Source organism: Streptomyces sp. NBC_01235, assembly GCF_035989285.1.
Taxonomy (GTDB): domain Bacteria; phylum Actinomycetota; class Actinomycetes; order Streptomycetales; family Streptomycetaceae; genus Streptomyces.
Genome location: NZ_CP108513.1, coordinates 7,273,700 through 7,291,702, shown reverse-complemented (window position 1 = coordinate 7,291,702; position 18,003 = coordinate 7,273,700). Strand labels below are relative to the sequence as shown.

Annotated in this window: 20 protein-coding genes; 7 read left to right on the top strand and 13 right to left on the bottom strand. The window is 71.8% G+C overall.

Going from position 1 to position 18,003, the window contains the following annotated elements; genetic code table 11:
- Window positions 1-457 precede the first annotated feature (457 nt).
- Window positions 458-1,459 carry an anti-sigma factor family protein gene (locus OG289_RS32885; protein ID WP_327317672.1) on the bottom strand — a complete coding sequence of 334 codons (1,002 nt, stop codon included), beginning with the start codon at window positions 1,457-1,459 and terminating at the stop codon, window positions 458-460.
- Window positions 1,456-2,238: an RNA polymerase sigma factor SigE gene (gene sigE / locus OG289_RS32880; RefSeq protein ID WP_327320878.1), complete on the bottom strand. Its 783-nt coding sequence runs from the start codon at window positions 2,236-2,238 to the stop codon at window positions 1,456-1,458. Before sigE ends, OG289_RS32885 begins: the two co-directional genes overlap by 4 nt.
- 163 nt (window positions 2,239-2,401) lie before the next feature.
- Here sigE and OG289_RS32875 point away from each other — a divergent pair, with 163 nt between their 5' ends.
- Entirely contained in the window at window positions 2,402-3,100 is a 699-nt protein-coding gene (locus OG289_RS32875; RefSeq protein WP_078890047.1) for an O-methyltransferase, read from the top strand.
- A 131-nt stretch (window positions 3,101-3,231) separates the two neighbouring features.
- Here the strand turns inward: OG289_RS32875 and OG289_RS32870 are convergent, their stop codons facing one another.
- A complete protein-coding gene (locus OG289_RS32870) occupies window positions 3,232-3,399 on the bottom strand; it encodes a DUF3117 domain-containing protein (RefSeq protein ID WP_003966491.1) in 168 nt (55 codons plus the stop codon).
- A gap of 378 nt (window positions 3,400-3,777) precedes the next feature.
- Between OG289_RS32870 and OG289_RS32865 the strand changes: the two genes are divergently transcribed.
- On the top strand, window positions 3,778-4,569 hold the full coding sequence (locus OG289_RS32865; protein WP_327317671.1) for an enoyl-CoA hydratase/isomerase family protein: 792 nt from the start codon (window positions 3,778-3,780) through the stop codon (window positions 4,567-4,569).
- Between the two features lie 77 nt (window positions 4,570-4,646).
- Here OG289_RS32865 and OG289_RS32860 read toward each other — a convergent pair whose 3' ends face one another.
- Together OG289_RS32860 and OG289_RS32855 are read right to left on the bottom strand one after the other, a co-directional pair.
- Entirely contained in the window at window positions 4,647-5,231 is a 585-nt protein-coding gene (locus OG289_RS32860; RefSeq protein WP_327317670.1) for a DNA-3-methyladenine glycosylase I, read from the bottom strand.
- Window positions 5,228-5,581 (bottom strand): DivIVA domain-containing protein, encoded by a 354-nt coding sequence (locus OG289_RS32855; protein WP_327320877.1) that lies wholly within the window; start codon window positions 5,579-5,581, stop codon window positions 5,228-5,230. The genes OG289_RS32860 and OG289_RS32855 overlap by 4 nt, the downstream gene beginning before the upstream one ends.
- A 130-nt stretch (window positions 5,582-5,711) precedes the next feature.
- On the opposite strand from OG289_RS32855, the gene folP reads away from it, so the two are divergent.
- A complete protein-coding gene (folP, locus tag OG289_RS32850; protein WP_327317669.1) occupies window positions 5,712-6,572 on the top strand; it encodes a dihydropteroate synthase in 861 nt (286 codons plus the stop codon).
- Window positions 6,573-6,759: 187 nt separating this feature from the next.
- Here folP and OG289_RS32845 read toward each other — a convergent pair whose 3' ends face one another.
- Both OG289_RS32845 and dapE read right to left on the bottom strand, forming a co-directional pair.
- Window positions 6,760-7,518 (bottom strand): TIGR00730 family Rossman fold protein, encoded by a 759-nt coding sequence (locus tag OG289_RS32845; RefSeq protein WP_327317668.1) that lies wholly within the window; start codon window positions 7,516-7,518, stop codon window positions 6,760-6,762.
- Between the two features lie 168 nt (window positions 7,519-7,686).
- Window positions 7,687-8,766, bottom strand: a complete 1,080-nt coding sequence (gene dapE / locus OG289_RS32840; RefSeq protein ID WP_327317667.1) for a succinyl-diaminopimelate desuccinylase — start codon at window positions 8,764-8,766, stop codon at window positions 7,687-7,689.
- Between the two features lie 94 nt (window positions 8,767-8,860).
- Between dapE and OG289_RS32835 the strand changes: the two genes are divergently transcribed.
- Together OG289_RS32835 and OG289_RS32830 are read left to right on the top strand one after the other, a co-directional pair.
- Window positions 8,861-9,856: a heavy metal transporter gene (locus tag OG289_RS32835; RefSeq protein ID WP_327317666.1), complete on the top strand. Its 996-nt coding sequence runs from the start codon at window positions 8,861-8,863 to the stop codon at window positions 9,854-9,856.
- 311 nt (window positions 9,857-10,167) lie between these two features.
- A complete protein-coding gene (locus tag OG289_RS32830) occupies window positions 10,168-10,617 on the top strand; it encodes an ATP-binding protein (protein WP_327317665.1) in 450 nt (149 codons plus the stop codon).
- A gap of 63 nt (window positions 10,618-10,680) precedes the next feature.
- Here the strand turns inward: OG289_RS32830 and OG289_RS32825 are convergent, their stop codons facing one another.
- A complete protein-coding gene (locus OG289_RS32825; protein ID WP_327317664.1) occupies window positions 10,681-11,775 on the bottom strand; it encodes a bifunctional succinyldiaminopimelate transaminase/glutamate-prephenate aminotransferase in 1,095 nt (364 codons plus the stop codon).
- A gap of 113 nt (window positions 11,776-11,888) precedes the next feature.
- The gene (gene fdxA, locus OG289_RS32820; protein WP_007495984.1) at window positions 11,889-12,209 is read right to left on the bottom strand and encodes a ferredoxin; all 321 of its coding nucleotides are present in this window, start codon (window positions 12,207-12,209) and stop codon (window positions 11,889-11,891) included.
- 140 nt (window positions 12,210-12,349) lie between these two features.
- Between fdxA and OG289_RS32815 the strand changes: the two genes are divergently transcribed.
- Complete coding sequence (locus OG289_RS32815) at window positions 12,350-13,417, top strand: GNAT family N-acetyltransferase (RefSeq protein ID WP_327317663.1); 1,068 nt, start codon at window positions 12,350-12,352, stop codon at window positions 13,415-13,417.
- Entirely contained in the window at window positions 13,414-14,256 is an 843-nt protein-coding gene (locus OG289_RS32810) for a transglutaminase-like domain-containing protein (RefSeq protein WP_327317662.1), read from the top strand. The genes OG289_RS32815 and OG289_RS32810 overlap by 4 nt, the downstream gene beginning before the upstream one ends.
- Window positions 14,257-14,444: 188 nt before the next feature.
- On the opposite strand, the gene OG289_RS32805 is transcribed toward OG289_RS32810, so the two are convergent.
- From OG289_RS32805 to OG289_RS32790, 4 genes are read right to left on the bottom strand one after another with little or no spacing between them, the layout of a single operon-like run.
- On the bottom strand, window positions 14,445-15,062 hold the full coding sequence (locus OG289_RS32805; protein WP_327317661.1) for a response regulator transcription factor: 618 nt from the start codon (window positions 15,060-15,062) through the stop codon (window positions 14,445-14,447).
- Complete coding sequence (locus OG289_RS32800) at window positions 15,059-16,270, bottom strand: sensor histidine kinase (RefSeq protein ID WP_442818986.1); 1,212 nt, start codon at window positions 16,268-16,270, stop codon at window positions 15,059-15,061. The genes OG289_RS32805 and OG289_RS32800 overlap by 4 nt, the downstream gene beginning before the upstream one ends.
- Window positions 16,267-17,007, bottom strand: coding sequence for an ABC transporter permease (locus tag OG289_RS32795; protein ID WP_327317660.1), 741 nt, complete (start codon window positions 17,005-17,007; stop codon window positions 16,267-16,269). Before OG289_RS32795 ends, OG289_RS32800 begins: the two co-directional genes overlap by 4 nt.
- Window positions 17,004-17,951: an ABC transporter ATP-binding protein gene (locus OG289_RS32790; protein ID WP_327317659.1), complete on the bottom strand. Its 948-nt coding sequence runs from the start codon at window positions 17,949-17,951 to the stop codon at window positions 17,004-17,006. Before OG289_RS32790 ends, OG289_RS32795 begins: the two co-directional genes overlap by 4 nt.
- Window positions 17,952-18,003 lie beyond the last annotated feature (52 nt).

Here is an 18,003-nt window from a genome sequence, read left to right as displayed (position 1 = left end):
TGCCACATCTGCCGTATCTGCCGTATCTGCCGTATCCGCCCTGTCCACCGGCTTCGTGGAAGCCTCCTCGGAGCTCTCCCTTACGGCCTCGCCCGGCGCCGCATTCTTCTGCGCGCTGGGCACCGGCCGGGCCAGTTCGAAGTCGCCCTCGCCGATGTCGTCGGTCGCGGGCGGGGACAGCCGCGGATGCGTGGCCTCGCTGTCGACCGGGTCCGCGGAGCCCTGACGCTCCGAGGATGTCCGGGATGTCTGCGGTCGAGGCCGGCTCCACCACTTCGCCCTCGTGGGCTTCCCCTCGTCCATGCTCTCCCCACACTCGCCCCCGCCACGGCACCGAACTGGCGGCACACCCCCCAGTCCCGGCCCGGCGAACTCCGCCTTCGCGCCCGGCTGCCTGGCAGGGCGCGGTCCACCCCGGATTCAACCAGGTTCGCGGCGGAGTGGCGCAGGGCCCGGGTCAGCGGGTGCGCTGCGAGTAAGGGGAGGGCGAAGGGGACGGAGCGGAGGTGGTGTCGGGGGCGGGCGCGGTGAGCAGTCCGAGACCGGTGATCTCAGGTGGGGTGGTCCAGGCCGTCAGCGCGATCGGCGGGGTCGTGCCGAGCGGACGTATCAACGGGGACATCGCCGCCGCTCCGGCCACCATGGGGGTGGTGAGCCGGTGCAGGGCCTGCTCGACCCCGCCGTCGGCCGGGGAGGGCACGCCGGGCAGCAGCGGTGCGGAGACCTCGGTCGGGGCCACCGGGGTGTCGCCGAGCTGGCCGCCCTGGGAGAGCAGGGGGCCCACGGCCCGGCGGCGCTGGCTCTCCGGCGTCGACGCGGAGCCCGTGCCCGGGGTGCGGGCAGGCGTCACGTTGCTTCCGTTGCCCGTGCCGCCGCGGCCGTCCGCGGCCGTGTCGAGCGGGGTGACGGTGGTCATGCCGCCCAGGGCGATCGCGGCCAGCGACACCGCGCCGGCGGCGACGAACGCGAACCGCATGCTCCGCGACCGCTCGGCGTCATGGCGGTCGCCGCCACGGCCGACGGGGTGGATGCGGAAGCCCCGGTCGGAAGCCGGAGAGGGTGACAGGACAGAGCCGTGGTCGCGAGACGGTACGTAGCCGAACTCGAACGGCTCCTCCCGTCTCGGTCCTCTCACTCCGAAGACTCCGTCGGCGAAGCCTCCCCCGCCGCCCCCGCCCAGCGGCGAGCCGCCGCTGTCCGGGTCACCTCCCCCGGGGAGCCCCTGGAGGCGGGCCAGGAAGCTCTCGGAGGGGGGCGGTGGGGCGACTTCCGCGAAGACGTTCTTCAGCCGGCGCTGCGCGTCGACCTCCGACTTGCACTTCGGGCAGGTCGCCACATGCGCCAGTACCCGCTCGCGGGTGTCATGACCGAGTTCGCCGTCCACCAGGGCCGAGAGCCGGTCTCCGAGATGCTGCTCCGCGAGGAGCCTCTCGGCTGCGTTGTTCCGGGATCCACTCACGCGGTCGCGCCCCCTCCTCCCAGAGCGGGAACGCGGGCCACGAAGGAGCGGCGCTCGGAGCGTGCCTCGGGTGCGCGGTGCGCGAGCGCCTTGCGCAGCTGCGAACGGCCGCGGTGGATGCGCGAGCGGACCGTGCCCAGCTTGACGCCCAGGGTCGCGGCGATCTCCTCGTAGGAGAGGCCCTCGATGTCGCACAGGACGACCGCGGCGCGGAACTCGGGCGCGAGGGTGTCGAGGGCCTGCTGGACGTCCGCGTCGAAGTGGGCGTCGTTGAAGGCCTGCTGCGGGGTGGGCTCCTTGCTGGGCAGCCGCTCGGCCGCGTCGTCGCCCAGCGCGTCGAAGCGGATGCGCTGCTTGCGGCGGACCATGTCCAGGAAGAGGTTGGTCGTGATGCGGTGCAGCCAGCCCTCGAAGGTGCCCGGCGTGTACGTCGACAGGGAGCGGAAGACGCGGACGAAGACCTCCTGGGTGAGGTCCTCGGCGTCGTGCTGGTTGCCGGTCAGACGGTAGGCGAGCCGGTAGACCCGGCCGCTGTGCATGCTGACGATCTCCTCCCACGTGGGCGGAGTCCATGCCTGCCCGTCCGCGTCGGTGGAGAAGGTCGCGGTCTGGGCCCGGCCGGCGGTGCCGGCGGCGTGGCTGGAGTCAGCAGCGGTGTCGTTCACGGATTTCGGCCTGCCCGCCGACCCGAGAAAGCGCCGCAGCACTCCTCCCCGATCCACGGGTGCGGCCGCACCTCCCCTGTCGGCTCTGGTGGTGTCCAGTGGAGCCCCTACCATAGCCACCTCGCCCGTTAGCTCCGGATAAGCGGTTTTACGAGAAATTGATCTGTGCTGGGACGGCTCATAGGGCTGCGTCAGCACTTGCTCGACGCCCGGTCCCTCATCGTGATCCAACCGTGTCCCCCCATCAGCGTTCCCACCCCTTCAAACGCCCGGTCCCATCTGCGGGTTCCCGGCGGCAACGGATACAGTCACGCCCAGGCAACCACGGGGACAGGAGAGGGTCATTACCGGCAACCGGCAGGCAAGCTGGGCGTTCGCCGACGCCTATGCCGCCGAGGACGAAGCGCTGCACTGGGCCCGTGACCGGGCCCGTGAGGCAGGGCTGCGCTCGGTGTCGCCCAGCACGGGCGCCGCGCTGCGGATGCTCGCCGCCACCGTGGACGCGAAGGCGGTCGCGGAGATCGGTACCGGTACCGGCGTCTCCGGGATCCACCTGCTGCACGGGATGCGCCCGGACGGCGTCCTGACGACCGTCGACCCCGAGCCGGAGCACCAGCAGTTCGCCCGGCAGGCCTTCCGCGCCTGCGGCTTCGCCAGCAACCGGGCCCGGTTCATCCCGGGCCGCGCGCTCGACGTGTTGCCCCGCCTCGCGGACGCCGGATACGACCTCGTCTTCTGCGACGGTGACCGCCTGGAACTCCTGGAGTACCTCGCTGAATCGTTGCGCCTGCTGCGCCCGGGCGGCCTCGTCGTCTTCGAGGGCGTCTTCGCCAACGGCCGCACGGTCGACTCCGGACCGCAGCCCACGGAGGTCATAAGGATCCGGGAGTTGCTGCGGGCCGTGCGCGAGAGCCAGGAGCTGGTGCCCTCGCTGCTGCCGGTGGGCGACGGGCTGCTGTGCGCGGTCAAGCGCTGAGCATGCGGGCGGGCGGCCTTTGGGCCTTTCGGGCTAGGCAGGCGCGGCAAACCCCGGAAAGCCTGACAAAAGCAATCGCTCCGGCATCCTCGCGGTTGCCGGAGCGATTGAGAAGTAGGGTCGCTTGCGCGTCAGCCGACGACCTTCTTGAGGGCGTCGCCGAGCGCGTCGGCCTCGTCGGGGGTCAGCTCGACGACGAGTCGACCGCCGCCTTCGAGCGGAACGCGCATGACGATGCCCCGCCCCTCCTTGGTCACCTCGAGCGGGCCATCACCCGTTCGCGGCTTCATGGCCGCCATGCTCGTTCCCCTTCCTGAAACCAGCTCATCGCCAAAGCCGACGGCCCATGGAGGGCAGCCGCAGTCCAGCGTGGGACACGCGACACCGGCATCGAACACATTGCTTCCAGGCCATTATCCCGCATCTCAGGACCCGATGACCAACATCAGTCGGCATCGCTTGGGCAACGCGCGCGAGCAAAACCACTCAATTCGGCGATGTGACTGCGATACTGCGCGCTCTCGCGGACTTCCACGCACCGGAAACCCACCCGAATTCTTTGACGCAGGTCACACCTCGGGTCCGGCCCGCGGACGGTGATCTCCGCCATGCTGTCCTCGTACACCGGACGTACTGACCAGTAGTACGTCGGAGCCGTGACACGGAGGGGATACGCCATGGCCGACACCGTGCTCTACGAGGTGAGCGACGGGCTCGCGACGATCACGCTGAACCGCCCCGAGGCGATGAACGCGCTGAACATCGCCACCAAGGTCGCTCTCCGGGAGGCGGTCCGGTCCGCGGCGACCGACGACGCCGTACGGGCCGTGCTGCTGACCGCCGCCGGTGAGCGGGCGTTCTGTGTGGGCCAGGACCTCAAGGAGCACATCGGGCTGCTGGCCGAAGGCTCCGGGAAGGTCATGAGCACCGTCAAGGAGCACTACAACCCGGTCGTGCGGGCGCTGACCGAGGCGCCGAAGCCGGTGGTCGCCGCCGTGAACGGGGTCGCCGCGGGTGCCGGATTCGGTTTCGCGCTGGCCGCGGACTACCGCATCGTGGCCGACACGGCGTCCTTCAACACGTCCTTCGCGGGGGTCGCGCTCACCGCCGACTCCGGGGTGTCCTGGACCCTGCCCCGGGTGATCGGCCCCGGGCGGGCCGCCGACCTGCTGCTCTTCCCTCGCACCATCAAGGCGCAGGAGGCGTACGAGCTGGGCATCGCCAACCGGGTCGTCCCGGCAGAGGCGCTGCGCGGCGAGGCCGAACGTGTCGCGCGGGCGTTGGCCGAGGGGCCGACGGTCGCTTACGCGGCGATCAAGGAAGCGATGGCTTACGGGTTCTCGCACTCGCTCTCCGAGACGTTGGAGAAGGAGGACGAGTTGCAGACCCGGGCGGGGGCGTCGGAGGACCACGCGATCGCCGTGCAGGCCTTCGTCAACAAGGAGAAGCCGAAGTATTCGGGCCGCTGAGGTCGAGTGCGGGGGCGAGGGTGTGGGGGCTGGTCGCGCCCACGCGGCGGAGCCGCAGATCGATACAGCCCCGCCCCTCAGGCAGGTCTGCTCACGCACGTCTCCAAGTGGTCGTCCACCAACCCGCACGCCTGCATCAGCGCGTACGCCGTCGTCGGCCCCACGAAGCGCAGGCCCCGCTTCTTCAGCGCCTTCGAGAGGGCCGTCGACTCGTCCGTCACCGCCGGGACGTCCGCGAGGGTCTTCGGTACCGGGCGGTCGGCCGGGTCGGGGGCGTGGGACCAGATCAGGGCGTCCAGGTCGCCCGGTGCCCAGTCGGCCAGCACGCGGGCGTTGGCGAGGGTGGCGTCGATCTTGGCGCGGTTGCGGATGATGCCCGGGTCGGCGAGGAGGCGCTCGCGGTCCTCGTCGGTGAAGACGGCGACCGACCCGATCTTGAAGCCTGCGAAGGCGGTGCGGAAGCCGGGGCGGCGGCGCAGGATCGTGATCCAGGACAGACCGGACTGGAAGGCCTCCAGGCTGAGACGTTCGAAGAGCGCGTCGTCGCCGTGGACCGGGCGGCCCCACTCCTCGTCGTGGTACGTCACGTAGTCCGGCGTGGACAGGGCCCAGGGGCAGCGCAGCGCGCCGTCCGCGCCCGCGAGGGCCGTGCCGTCGCTCACTGGTGGTCCTCCGGGGCCGGCTTCTCCATGGAGACGTGCGGCCCGGCCGGGGTCCGGGCGCCGGCCAGGGCGGACTCCAGGTCGGCGATGCGGGCGTCGCGCTCGGCGAGTTCGGCGGCGAGGCGGCTCAGGGCGTCGTCCACGTCCGCCATGCGGTAGCCGCGGGCGGCCAGCGGGAAGCGGAGGTGGTCGATGTCGGACCGGTCGACCGGGCGGTCCGGGGGCAGCGGGTCGTGCAGCCGCTCGGGGGCGACCTCCGGCAGCGGGCCGCTGCCCTCGCCGCCGCCCACCACGGCGAGGGTCACCGCGGCGACCACGACGGCGAGCGCGATGACCAGGAACAAGAACATAACCATCGGTGGGTCCCCACACTCGGTGTGCTCGGAGTGGATGTGTGTGGGTCCGATCGTGCCATGCGGGTCCGACAGTTAGGGTCGCAGGCGGTGGATGTGCAGGACGTACTGGGAGAGGTCACAGGGGATGCTCAGGCTGGGCAGGCGTGAATTCGGCGCGCACGAGCCGGTGATCATGGCGATCGTCAACCGCACCCCGGACTCCTTCTACGACCAGGGGGCGACCTTCCGTGACGAGCCGGCCCTCGCGCGCGTGGAGCAGGCGGTGTCGGAGGGCGCCGCCATCATCGACATCGGCGGGGTCAAGGCCGGTCCCGGTGAAGAGGTGAGCGCGCGGGAGGAGGCCCGGCGGACCGTCGGTTTCGTGGCCGAGGTGCGGCGGCGCTTCCCGGACGTGATCATCAGCGTGGACACCTGGCGGGCCGAGGTCGGGGAGGCGGTCTGCGAGGCGGGCGCCGATCTGCTGAACGACGCGTGGGGCGGCGTGGATCCGCGGCTGGCGGAGGTCGCGGCGCGGTACGGGGCCGGGCTGGTGTGCACGCACGCGGGAGGCGCCGAGCCGCGGACGCGTCCGCACCGGGTGACGTACGACGACGTCATGGCCGACATCCTGCGGGTGACCGTGGGGCTGGCGGAGCGGGCGGCGGGGCTGGGGGTGCCGAGGGAGTCGATCATGATCGATCCGGGACACGACTTCGGGAAGAACACCCGGCACAGCCTGGAGGCGACCCGGCGGCTCGGGGAGATGGTGGAGACGGGGTGGCCGGTGCTGGTGTCCCTGTCCAACAAGGACTTCGTCGGGGAGACGCTGGACCGGCCGGTGAAGGAGCGGGTGGTGGGGACCCTGGCGACCACGGCCGTCTCGGCGTGGCTGGGGGCACAGGTGTACCGGGTGCACGAGGTGGCGGAGACGCGGCAGGTGCTGGACATGGTGGCCGCCATCGCCGGCCACCGGCCTCCGGCCGTGGCCCGGCGCGGGCTGGCGTAGGCGTAGGCGCGGGCTGGCATAGGCGCGGCCTGGCGTGGGCGCGTCCACCGCTGGGGGCTGCCGCCCCCGGATCCCCGCTTCGGCCCTGAAGGGGCCTCGTCCTCGGACTCCCCCAGAGGGGACCCCCTGGCGGGCTGAACTGCACGGACCCGGCGCCGGAGAACGAGCCCCCTTCACTCACCGGCGGCTAGCGGCCCGCCTCCTTCGACACCAGGGCCACCGCCTCCTCCACGTCGTCCGTGACGTGGAAGAGGAGGAGGTCCTTCTCGGCTGCCTTGCCCTCGGCGATCAGGGTGTTCCTCAGCCAGTCGATCAGGCCGCCCCAGTACTCCGTGCCGAAGAGGACGATCGGGAAGCGGGTGACCTTCTGGGTCTGGACGAGGGTGAGGGCCTCGAAGAGTTCGTCCAGGGTGCCGAGGCCGCCGGGCAGGACCACGAAGCCCTGCGCGTACTTCACGAACATCATCTTCCGCACGAAGAAGTAGCGGAAGTTGAGGCCGATGTCGACGTACGGGTTGAGCCCCTGCTCGAACGGGAGCTCGATGCCGAGGCCGACGGAGATGCCGCCCGCCTCGCTCGCGCCCTTGTTGGCCGCCTCCATCGCGCCGGGGCCGCCGCCCGTGATCACGGCCCACCCGGCGTCGACGAGGGCGCTGCCCAGCCGTACTCCCGCCTCGTACTCCAGGGAGTCCACCGAGGTGCGGGCGGATCCGAACACGCTGATCGCCGGGGGGAGTTCGGCCAGGGTACCGAAGCCCTCGATGAACTCCGACTGGATGCGCAGGACCCGCCAGGGGTCCGTGTGGACCCAGTCCGAGGGGGCTCGTTCGTCCAGCAGTCGCTGGTCCGTGGTGCTCGCCTGCACCTGATCCCGCCGTCGGAGGACCGGTCCCAGGCGCTGTTCCTCCGGCGGCTGCTTCTTGCCCTCGGGGTTGCCTGTAGCCATGTGAGCTCCCTCCGCGATTGGGGTCTCCCCGGCTCGAGCGAAGCCGAGAGCTGGGGAAGGGTTGTTCCATCTCAGCGTAGATCTACGCGGGTTACGGGCGGGGGACGTCGGCGTGTCCGCCATGAAGCGCCCTCGGGCCGGACGGGCCCCAAGGGCCGGAAGGGCGTCTCAGGCCGTCAGCCAGGCCCGCAGGCGTTCCTCGCCCGCCAGGATCTTCGCCGTCTCCACGCGTTCGTCCCGCTTGTGCGCCAAGTGCGGGTTGCCGGGGCCGTAGTTGACGGCGGGGACGCCCAGCGAGGAGAAGCGGCTGACGTCCGTCCAGCCGTACTTGGGCATCGGGGTGCCGCCGACCGCCTCGATGAAGGCCGCCGCGGCCGGGTGGGAGAGGCCGGGCAGGGCGGCGGGGCTGTGGTCGTCGATCACGAACTCCTCCACCCCGCAGTCGGCGAAGACCTCGCGGACGTGCGCGAGGGCCTTCTCCTCGCTGCGGTCCGGCGCGTAGCGGAAGTTGACGGTGACGACGCACTCGTCGGGGATGACGTTGCCGGCCACTCCGCCCGTGATGCCGACCGCGTTGAGGCCCTCCCGGTACTCCAGGCCGTCGATGAGCGGGTAGCGCGGCTCGTACGCGGCGAGGCGGGCGAGGATCGGGGCCGCGGCGTGGATCGCGTTGGATCCCATCCAGCCGCGCGCCGAGTGTGCCCGCTCGCCCTTCGTCTTCAGCAGGACCCGCAGGGTGCCCTGGCAGCCGCCCTCGACCTGGCCGTCGGAGGGTTCGAGGAGCACCGCGAAGTCTCCCGCCAGCCACTGCGGGTGCGCCTCGGCCACGTGCTTGAGGCCGTTGAGGTCGGCGGCGACCTCCTCGTTGTCGTAGAAGACGAAGGTCAGGTCGCGGTTGGGTTCCGGGACCGTCGCCGCGATGCGCAGCTGGACCGCGACCCCCGCCTTCATGTCGCAGGTGCCGCATCCCCATAGGACCCCGTCCTCGTCCAGGCGCGAGGGGACGTTACCGGCGATCGGGACGGTGTCGATGTGCCCGGCGAGGACCACACGCTCCGCACGGCCCAGGTTCGTGCGGGCGACCACGTTGTTGCCGTAGCGGTCCACCGTCAGGTGGGGCAGCGCGCGCAGGGCGGTCTCGATCGCGTCCGCGAGCGGCTTCTCGGTGCCGCTCTCGGAGGGGAAGTCCACGAGCTGCGCGGTGAGGACCGCGGCGTCCAGCGTGAGGTCAAGCGGGGTGTCGGCCATGCCGTCGACCCTAACGCGCCAGTCGGCCGTCCCGCTCTTGCCCGCTGTGCGCAGCTGCCTCGTCCTCCTCAGTACTCTCCAGTACCTTGTACGCGTGCCAGAGCCGTCCCCCTCCCCCAAGCGCCGCGGCCGCCTCCTCCGTTTCGGGGCGGCCTGCGTGGTCCTGTCCGCCGTCGCGGGTTATGTCGTGGTGCAGTACGTCACCGGCGGCACCGGAGATCCCGGGTGCAGAGTCGTTTCTGGCGACGAGGTCGGGACGACGTACGAGTTCACGCCGGAGCAGGCGGTGAACGCGGCCACGATCGCCGCCGTCGGCACCAACCGGGCCATGCCCGAGCGGGCCGTGGCCATCGCGCTCGCGACCGCCATCCAGGAGTCGGGGCTGCGCAACCTCACCCACGGCGACCGGGATTCGCTCGGCCTGTTCCAGCAGCGGCCCTCGCAGGGCTGGGGCACGGAGAAGCAGGTCACGGACCCGGCGTACGCGGCGGACATCTTCTACGAGCACCTCGCCAAGGTGCGCGACTACACCGAGCTCCCGCTGACCGTCGCGGCGCAGCGCGTGCAGCGCAGCGGCTACCCGGAGGCGTACGCCAAGCACGAGCCGGACGCCACGGTGCTGGCCGCCGCGCTGACCGGGACGTCGGCGGCCACGCTGACCTGCGACGGCCGCGCGGAAACCACGACGACCACGGGCCCGGACGCGGTGCGGGCGGCGCTGGCACGCGACTTCGGGCGGGAGTCGCTCCAGCAGGCGGGTACGGAATCCGACGCCGAGGACACGTCGGCGGCGGCCGGCGCCGAGACTCCCGTCACCGAGACCAGCGGGCGGACCGTGACGCTGCCCGTGTCCGAGGACACCGCCTCCGGTGGGCGCAGTGTCAGCGAGTGCGGATGGCAGCTGGCGCACTGGGCGGTGGCCAACGCCTCGGCACTGCGCATCGAGCGCGTCTCGTACGCGGGCCGGGAGTGGGTCTCCGGGAACACCGACAGCAAGTGGCGGGCGACCGGTTCGACCAGCGCGGAGGCCGCCGGGGCCTCGGGGGCGGGCGGCGGCACGGGCAGCGTGCGGATCGTCACCGCGCAGTAGTACGGGTCTTCACCCGTCCGGGTCGTGTGCGGGTCGTTCGGACGGCCGGGTGCTCAGGTTTTCGCGCCGTCACCCTCCCGTCCGGCGAATCCCTTGAGAACAAAGGGCTCCACGGGTTTGACGGACTTTCACATCGGGCCGTTTTTGCCCGCTTTTATCCGCAGCCGATAATGCGACGCATTGCCAACTCTTTACGTCGGCCGTGCGCAACCTTCGCGGGCTTCGAGCGGTAGTCACTGCGTCCGGGCCCGGACAGACAGACAGCCAGTCAGTCACAGACAGTCCTTGTTCTCTCCCGTCGAAGGAGCATCATGTCCCTCCCCCTGACCCGCCGGATCGCCCGTGCCGCGCTGCTCGTCGCTGCAGGAGCGGCCGCCGGGGTCGGTGCGGCCGGCTCCGCCAGTGCGGCCCCCAGCCTTCCCGCCGCTCCGAACCTCGGCGGACTGACCGCCCTGGACACGGCGAACGTGGGCACCACGGTCGACGGCGCGACGCAGAACGTCACCGGGCTCGCGAGTGAGACCGGTGCCAAGGCGGTCAAGCAGGCGGCGCCGGTCGCGGGCAAGGCCGGCGGCAAGGCCGTGAAGAAGGCGGCGCCGGTGGCGCAGAAGACGGCCGGTGAGGCGGCGGGCTCCGCCGGGGACATCCTCGGGGACACCACGTCGACCGCCACGAAGGGTGGGCTGCCGACGGACTCGCTCACCAAGGGTGGGCTGCCCGGTGCGCAGACGCTGCCGGTGAAGAGCCTGCCGCTCGGCTAGCGCCTGGCTTTGGCCGGTGAGCTGGGACGGGGTCCAGGGTTTCCCTGGACCCCGTCCTTGTGGTTACAGGCGCCCCACTGCCGCTGCGACCCGTTCGTCCGTCGCCGTCAGGGCCACTCGTACGAAGTTCTCGCCTGCCGTGCCGTAGAAGTCCCCCGGGGCCACCAGGATGCCTCGGTCTGCCAGGTGGGCGACCGTGGTCCAGCAGGACTCGTCCTTCGTGGCCCAGAGGTAGAGGCTGGCCTCGCTGTGTTCGATGCGGAAGCCGTGGGACAGGAGGGCCTCGCGCAGGAGGGTGCGGCGGGCCGCGTAGCGCAGGCGCTGTTCGCGGACGTGGGCGTCGTCGCCCAGGGCCGCCACGACCGCCGCCTGCGTGGGCGCCGACGTCATCATGCCGCCGTGCTTGCGGATCTCCAGGAGCGGGCCGAGGACGGCCGGGTCTCCCGCCAGGAAGGCCGCTCGGTAGCCGGCCAGGTTCGAGCGCTTGGAGAGGGAGTGGACGGAGACGACGCCCTCGTACGAGCCACCGTTGACGTCCGGGTGGAGGACCGAGACCGGGTCGGCCTCCCAGCCCAGTTCCAGATAGCACTCGTCGGAGAAGAGCAGGACGCCGTGCTCGCGGGCCCACGCGACGATCCGCGTCAGCTCCTGCTTCGAGAGGACCCGGCCCGTCGGGTTGGACGGCGAGTTGAGCCAGAGGAGCTTCAGGCCTTCGGGGTCCAGGGTCGTCGGGTCGTCGTAGACCTCGTAGTCCGCGCGGGCCAGGCGGGCGCCGACCTCGTACGTCGGGTAGGCCAGGCGCGGGTACGCGACCCGGTCGCCGGGGCCGAGGCCCAGCTGGGTCGGGAGCCAGGCCACGAGCTCCTTGGAGCCGACGATCGGCAGGACGTGGCGGTGGGTGACCTCGCGGGCGCCGAGCCGCCGCTCCAGCCAGCCGGTGATCGCGTCACGCAGGGCCGGGGTGCCCCAGACCGTGGGGTAGCCCGGGGAGTCCGCCGCGTCGATCAGCGCCTTCTGGATCAGGTCGGGCACCGGGTCGACCGGGGTGCCGACGGAGAGGTCGACGATGCCGTCCGGGTGCGCTGCGGCCGTCTTCTTGTACGGCTCCAGCTTGTCCCAGGGGAAGGTGGGAAGGCGGTCGGAGACTACGGAGGACACGGTTACTGGCTCACTTTCGTACGTACGGCAAACGCCTCGGCCCCGTACGGCGATCGGGCGGGATCAGGCCGTACGGGACCGAGGCGGCACATAGTGCGGGCCGCTGATGCGGATTACTCGGCCTGCGGCGGCAGCGCGGCGACGAAGGGGTGGTCGCGCTCGATCAGACCCAGCTTGCTGGCGCCGCCGGGCGAGCCGAGCTCGTCGAAGAACTCGACGTTCGCCTTGTAGTAGTCCTTCCACTCCTCCGGAGTGTCGTCCTCGTAGAAGATCGCCTCGACCGGGCAGACCGGTTCACAGGCGCCGCAGTCGACGCATTCGTCCGGGTGGATGTACAAGGACCGCTGGCCCTCGTAGATACAGTCGACCGGGCACTCTTCGATGCACGCCTTGTCCTTCACGTCGACACAAGGCTGCGCGATGACGTAGGTCACGCTGTCGTTCCTCCTCGATAGGGCGCTGGCGGGCCTCCTCAGGCTCCGCCGCCTGGCGCGCGGGAGCGCGGCGTCGTCGATGCCCACCCCTAGTATCTCCGTTCTTGGCCATGATCCGAACAGGAGGGGTGAACTGACCAGTGGGAATATCGTCCGCCGGACGCCTCGTCGTCCGCATCACCACTGCTGACGTGGGAAAACGTGTCTCCGTGCGGTGTTTGACCGGTCCTGGGGTCACCCAGGGGAAATTCACCGACACGGTGGGCGTTCTCACATCATGGGACACCGGTGTGCTCACGATCACACGGAAGAGCGGGGAAAGCGTGCTCATTGACGAGTCCTCGCTGGTGGCGGGGAAGGTCGTCCCCGCCGCGCCCGCCCGGCGCCGGGGGCCGGCCGCCTCGTACGAGGAGCTCGCCCGGGTCGCCGCGCGGGCCTGGCGCCCCGTGGAGAGCGAGCGGCTCGGTGCGTGGGAGCTGCGGGCGGCCGCCGGGTTCACACGGCGGGCCAACTCGGTGCTGCCGCTCGGCGACCCCGGGGTCCCGCTCGACGAGGCCCTGGACACGGTACGGCGCTGGTACGGCGAGCGCGGGCTGCCCGCCTATGTGCAGACGGCGACGGGGGCCGAGGGCACCCAGGAGCTGCTGTGCGCGGATCTGGAGCGTCGCGGGTGGGTGCGTGAGGTGACGGCGGAGATGTGGGTCGGCGCGCTGGCGCCGGTCGCGGACCGGGCGGAGGCTGGGGGTGTGGTGCTGGCCCGGGGGGCCGACGAGGCGTGGCTGGCGCGGTATCAGCGCAAGGGGGTGAGCGAGGTGGTCCTGAAGGTGCTGGGATGGGGGTCCCCCCGCTCGGGCGCAGCCGGGAGTGGGGGAGGGCCGTCGGTGTGGTTCGCTTCCGTGCCCGGGGCGTCCGGCGGTGCTCCGGCCGCGATCGGGCGGTGTGTCGTGGACGGGCGGTGGGCCGGGTTCGCCGCCGTCGAGGTCGATCCGGCGCAGCGGCGCAAGGGGCTCGCCACGACCGTGATGGCCGCGTTGGCCCGGCGGGCGCTGGAGGAGGGGGCGTCGGCGGCCTGGCTCCAGGTGGAGGAGGAGAACGCGGGCGCGCGGGCGATGTACGCCGGGCTGGGCTTCGGCGCGCACCACGCGTACCACCATTATCGGGAGCCCTCGCTGGAGCCCTCCCCCGAGCCCTCGCTGGAGCTGTCGTGAGCGGGTTCGGCGTCCGCGAGGTGCGGCGGCGGTTCGCCGAGGAGGCGCGGGCCGAGCGTCCCGATCTGGCCCTGCTGTGCCTGCTGATCGGCGCGGCCGCGGACCCGGAACTGGACGAGGCCGGTCTGGACGCCGCCCAGATCGAGCTGGACCGGCTGGCGGGGCAGCTGCCGTACCGGCCCGGCGGGCCGCAGGCGTGGGCGGTGGCGCTGCGGGAGCTGCTCGGCGAGGGGTACGGGTTCCGCGGCTCGGCCACGGACTACGACCGGCTGGATTCGTCGCTGCTGCACCGGGTGCTGGTACGGCGGCGGGGGCTGCCGATCCTGCTGTCGGTGGTGTGGGTGGAGGTGGCGCGGCGGGCCGGGGCGCCGGTGTACGGGGTCGCGCTGCCGGGGCACTTCGTGGTCGGGTTCGGGCCGCCCGCGGACCTGGAACGGCAGGTGCTCGTCGATCCCTTCGACGGGGGGCGGGTGCTGACGGGCGGCGACGCGGAGTTGCTGGTCGCCGGGGCGACGGGGGCTCCTCTGGAGCCGTCCATGCTGACGCCGGCCGAGCCGTTGGAGGTGGTGACGCGGATCCTGAACAACATCCGTTCGTGGGCGGCCGCTCGGCCGGAGCGGTCGGATGTCGCCCTGTGGGCCGTGGAGTTGGCGTTGGCGGTGCCCTCGCATCCCGCCCGGTTGCGGTACGAGAAGGGGCAGTTGCTGGTGCTGCGGGGGGATTTCCTGGGCGGTGCGGCGGAGTTGGAGGAGTACGCGGGGTTGGTGGAGGTGGTGGACGAGGGGACGGCGGAGCGGGTGCGGAAGGAGGCGTTTGCTGCGCGGGCCATGTTGAACTGACGCCTCAGCGCCATGGGGGTTCTGCCGTCGCGCGGGGGCCGGCACATCGTGGCTGGTCGCGCCCACGCGCCGGAGCCGCACATAGTGGCTGGTCGCGCCCACGCGCCGGAGCCGCGCGTCGAAACAGCCCCGCGCCCCTGGGGATGCCGCCCCTGGCCTTGCTTACGACGCCGCCTGCGCCTCGGGCTTCACAGCCAGCCCTTCTCTCTCGCTATCCGTACCGCCTCTGCTCTGTTGCGTACCGCCAGTTTCTGGATCGCCGTCGACAGGTAGTTGCGGACCGTGCCCTGGGACAGGTGCAGGGCTGCTGCCAGTTCCGCGTTCGTCGAGCCGTCGGCCGCCGCTCGCAGGACCTCGCGTTCGCGGTCGGTCAGGGGGTTGGCGCCCTCCGCGAGGGCCGCTGCCGCGAGCGTGGGGTCGATGACCCGCTCGCCCGCCAGGACCTTGCGGACCGCTGCCGCGAGCTGGGACGCGGGGGCGTCCTTGACGAGGAAGGCGTCGGCACCGGCCTCCATGGCGCTGCGCAGGTAGCCGGGGCGGCCGAAGGTCGTGAGAACGACCAGCTTCAACCGCGGGAGCTCCTTGTGGAGTTGGGCCGCGGCCTCGATGCCCGTCGCGCCCGGCATCTCGATGTCGAGGAGGGCCACGTCGACGTCGTGGGCGTGGGCGGCCGCGAGGACCTCGTCGCCGCGCGCCACCTGGGCGACCACCTCGATGTCGTCCTCCAGGCCGAGCAGGGCCGCCAGGGCCTCGCGGACCATCGACTGGTCCTCGGCCAGGAGGACCTTGATCGTGCCACCACTCATGAGCGGGATCCTACGTCCGCGACCGGGCCGGCCGGGACCCGGGCGGTCAGCCGGAAGCCGTGCTTGACCCGGTCCGCCTCCAGGGTGCCACCCGCCTGCTCCAGGCGTTCGGTCAGGCCGGTGAGGCCGTTGCCGGGGCCCTTGCCGGAGCCACCGGAGCCGTCGTCCTCGACGGAGAGTTCGAGGACGGGGCCGTCGAGGGTCTGGCGGCGCACGAGGTCCACCGTGCAGCGGGCGGCGCCGCTGTGGCGTACGACGTTGGTGATCGCCTCGCGCAGGGCCCAGGCGAGCGTGGACTCGGTGTCCTCGCAGACGCCGTCGAGGTCCGGTTCTGCGGGGATCCGGGCGGCGATGCCGGCCGCCGTCAACGCGACCTGGGCGCCCGCGAGTTCCGCGGCCAGGCGGGGGCGCCGGTAGCCGGTGACGGCCTCGCGGACGTCGACCAGGGCCTGGCGGCTGACCTGTTCGATGTCGGCGACCTGCTGGGCCGCCTTGTCGGGGTGGTCGGGGAGCATCCGGCCGGCCAGCTCGCTCTTGAGGGTGATGAGGGAGAGGGAGTGGCCGAGGAGGTCGTGCAGGTCTCTGGCCAGGCGCAACCGCTCCTCGTTCGCGGCGAGTTGGGCGACCGTGGCGCGGGCCTTGCGCAACTCCACCGTCGTACGGACCAGTTGGCTGACGCCGGTCATCGCGAAACCGATGAGCAGGACCAGGAGGAGAAGGTTGAGCGCCTCCTCCTCGTCGGTGCGCAGGCCGACGAGGAGCAGCAGCGCGCCCGTCCCCGGGATCGTCCAGAACGCCACCCGCAGCGGGAGCACCATCCCGCAGGCCACGGAGACGTAGCAGTACAGGCCGAGCCAGGCGGAGCCGAGGGTGAGGCCGAGGACGGTGGCGAGCACCGCCATGGAGCCGATCAGGGTGGCGATGAGTTTGTCGGTGTAGGGCGCGGCCCCCATGTCCCGGAAGAGCAGCGACAGGTAGACGGTGACGAACACCGCCAGGCCCAGCCAGCCGGCGACCGTGCCGCCGGTGCTGTGGTTGCCGGAGACGAGGTCGTGGACCGGCGAGCTGAGGAACACCAGCCAGACGCCGATCCACAGCAGCTTGCGCCGCCACAGTTCGCGCGGGGTGCGGGCCGTCCGGCCCAGCGCGATCGGCGGCCCCCGCCGGGCGTCCTCCTCGGAGCACAGGTCGTCCGTCATGACGCTCACGCCTTCAGCGTGTCCTTCCGGTACAGCCAGGCCGCACCGCCCGTGAACAGGGCGAAGAAGACGACCAGGATGACGATGTCCTTGGCATGCGGGGCCTGGCTCTGTTCGATCGCCTGCCCCAGGGCAGCGTACGCGTGCGTCGGCACCCACTTGGCGATGTCCTGCAGCCAGGTCGGGAAGGTCGTCGTGGGCATCCACAGGCCGCCGAGGATCGACAGGCCGAAGTAGGTGATCATCGTGATCGGGCGGACCGCGTCCCCGTTCGCGAGGTAGCCGATCGCCACGCCGAGGGCGGCGAAGACGAGGCTGCCGGCCCAGATGGAGCCGGTGAGCGCCAGCCACTGCCAGGTGTCCAGCCGTACGTCCTTCACGGCCGCGGCGACGGCGAAGACGACGACGATGGAGGGCAGGCTGACCACCGCGGCGCTCGCGGTCTTCGCCAGGACGTAGCCGCGGCCCGGAAGCGTGGTCAGGCGCAGCTGCCGCACCCAGCCGCTCTGGCGCTCCTTGGCGATGCGCTCGCTGTTGCCCATCAGGACGGCCGTCAGGGCGCCGAAGGAGGCCATCGAGACCATCATGTAGGTCGGGAGCGTGAGGCCGGTGCCGTCGATCTTCTCCGTGCTGTCGGAGCTGCCCGCGATGAGCAGGAACAGGACCGACGGGTAGATCACCGAGAAGAACAGGAACTTGCGGTTGCGCAGGGCGCGGGTCAGTTCCAGCTTGATCAGGCCGTTCACTTCGACTTCGCCTCCTCGGCGGTGGTGAGGGCCACGAAGGCCTGCTCCAGGCCGAGCCCGGCGACCTCGAGGTTGTGGGGGTAGAGGCCGAGGCCGTAGACCGCGTGGACGGTGGCGTCGGCGTCGGTGGACTGGATGCGGACGGTGCGGCCGGTGCGGCCGGACCCCGCGGCGGAGCCGCTGTTGGACACGGTGATGGTGGTGAGGAACGGCAGGGCGCGCAGTGCGGCCTCGTCGATGTCGCCCTCCAGGTCGAAGGCGATCCTGCGGGCCCCGGCCTTCGCCTTGATCTCGGCGGCCGTGCCGTCGGCCAGGAGCCGGCCCCGGTGCAGGACCAGGACGCGGTCGGCTATGGCGTCGGCCTCTTCGAGGTAGTGGGTGGCGAACAGGACCGTGCGGCCCTGGTCGGCCTGCTCGCGCATGGTGGCCCAGAACGCCTGCCGGGTGGTGACGTCCATGCCGGTGGTGGGCTCGTCGAGGACGATCAGGTCGCTGTCGCCGGCGGTGGCGAGGGCGAACCGGACGCGCTGTGCCTGGCCGCCGGAGAGCTTGTCGACCTTGCGGTCGGCGATCTGGGTGATGCCCGCGCGGGCCAGCACGTCGGCGGGCCGGTACGGCTTGGGGTGCAGGGCGCAGGCGAGCCGGACCAGTTCGGCGACCGTCACCTCGTCCATCAGGCCGCCGCTCTGCAGCATCGCGCCCACCCGCCCGGCGACGATCGCCTCGCGCGGGGTGCCGCCGAAGAGGCGGACGGTGCCGCTGTCGGCGTGCTTGAGGCCGAGCAGCAGGTCGAGGGTGGTGGACTTGCCCGCCCCGTTGGGGCCGAGCAGTGCCACGGTCTCGCCCGGGCGCAGGGTCAGGGTGAGGCCGTCCACGGCCCGCACGTCACCGAAGCTCTTGCGCACCTGGTCGAACCCGACCACCGGCGCTGTCGTCGTCGTCATGACAGCAATCGTCGCGTCGGAGCGGGGGCGGTCGGCAGTGTCGGCCGTCCGC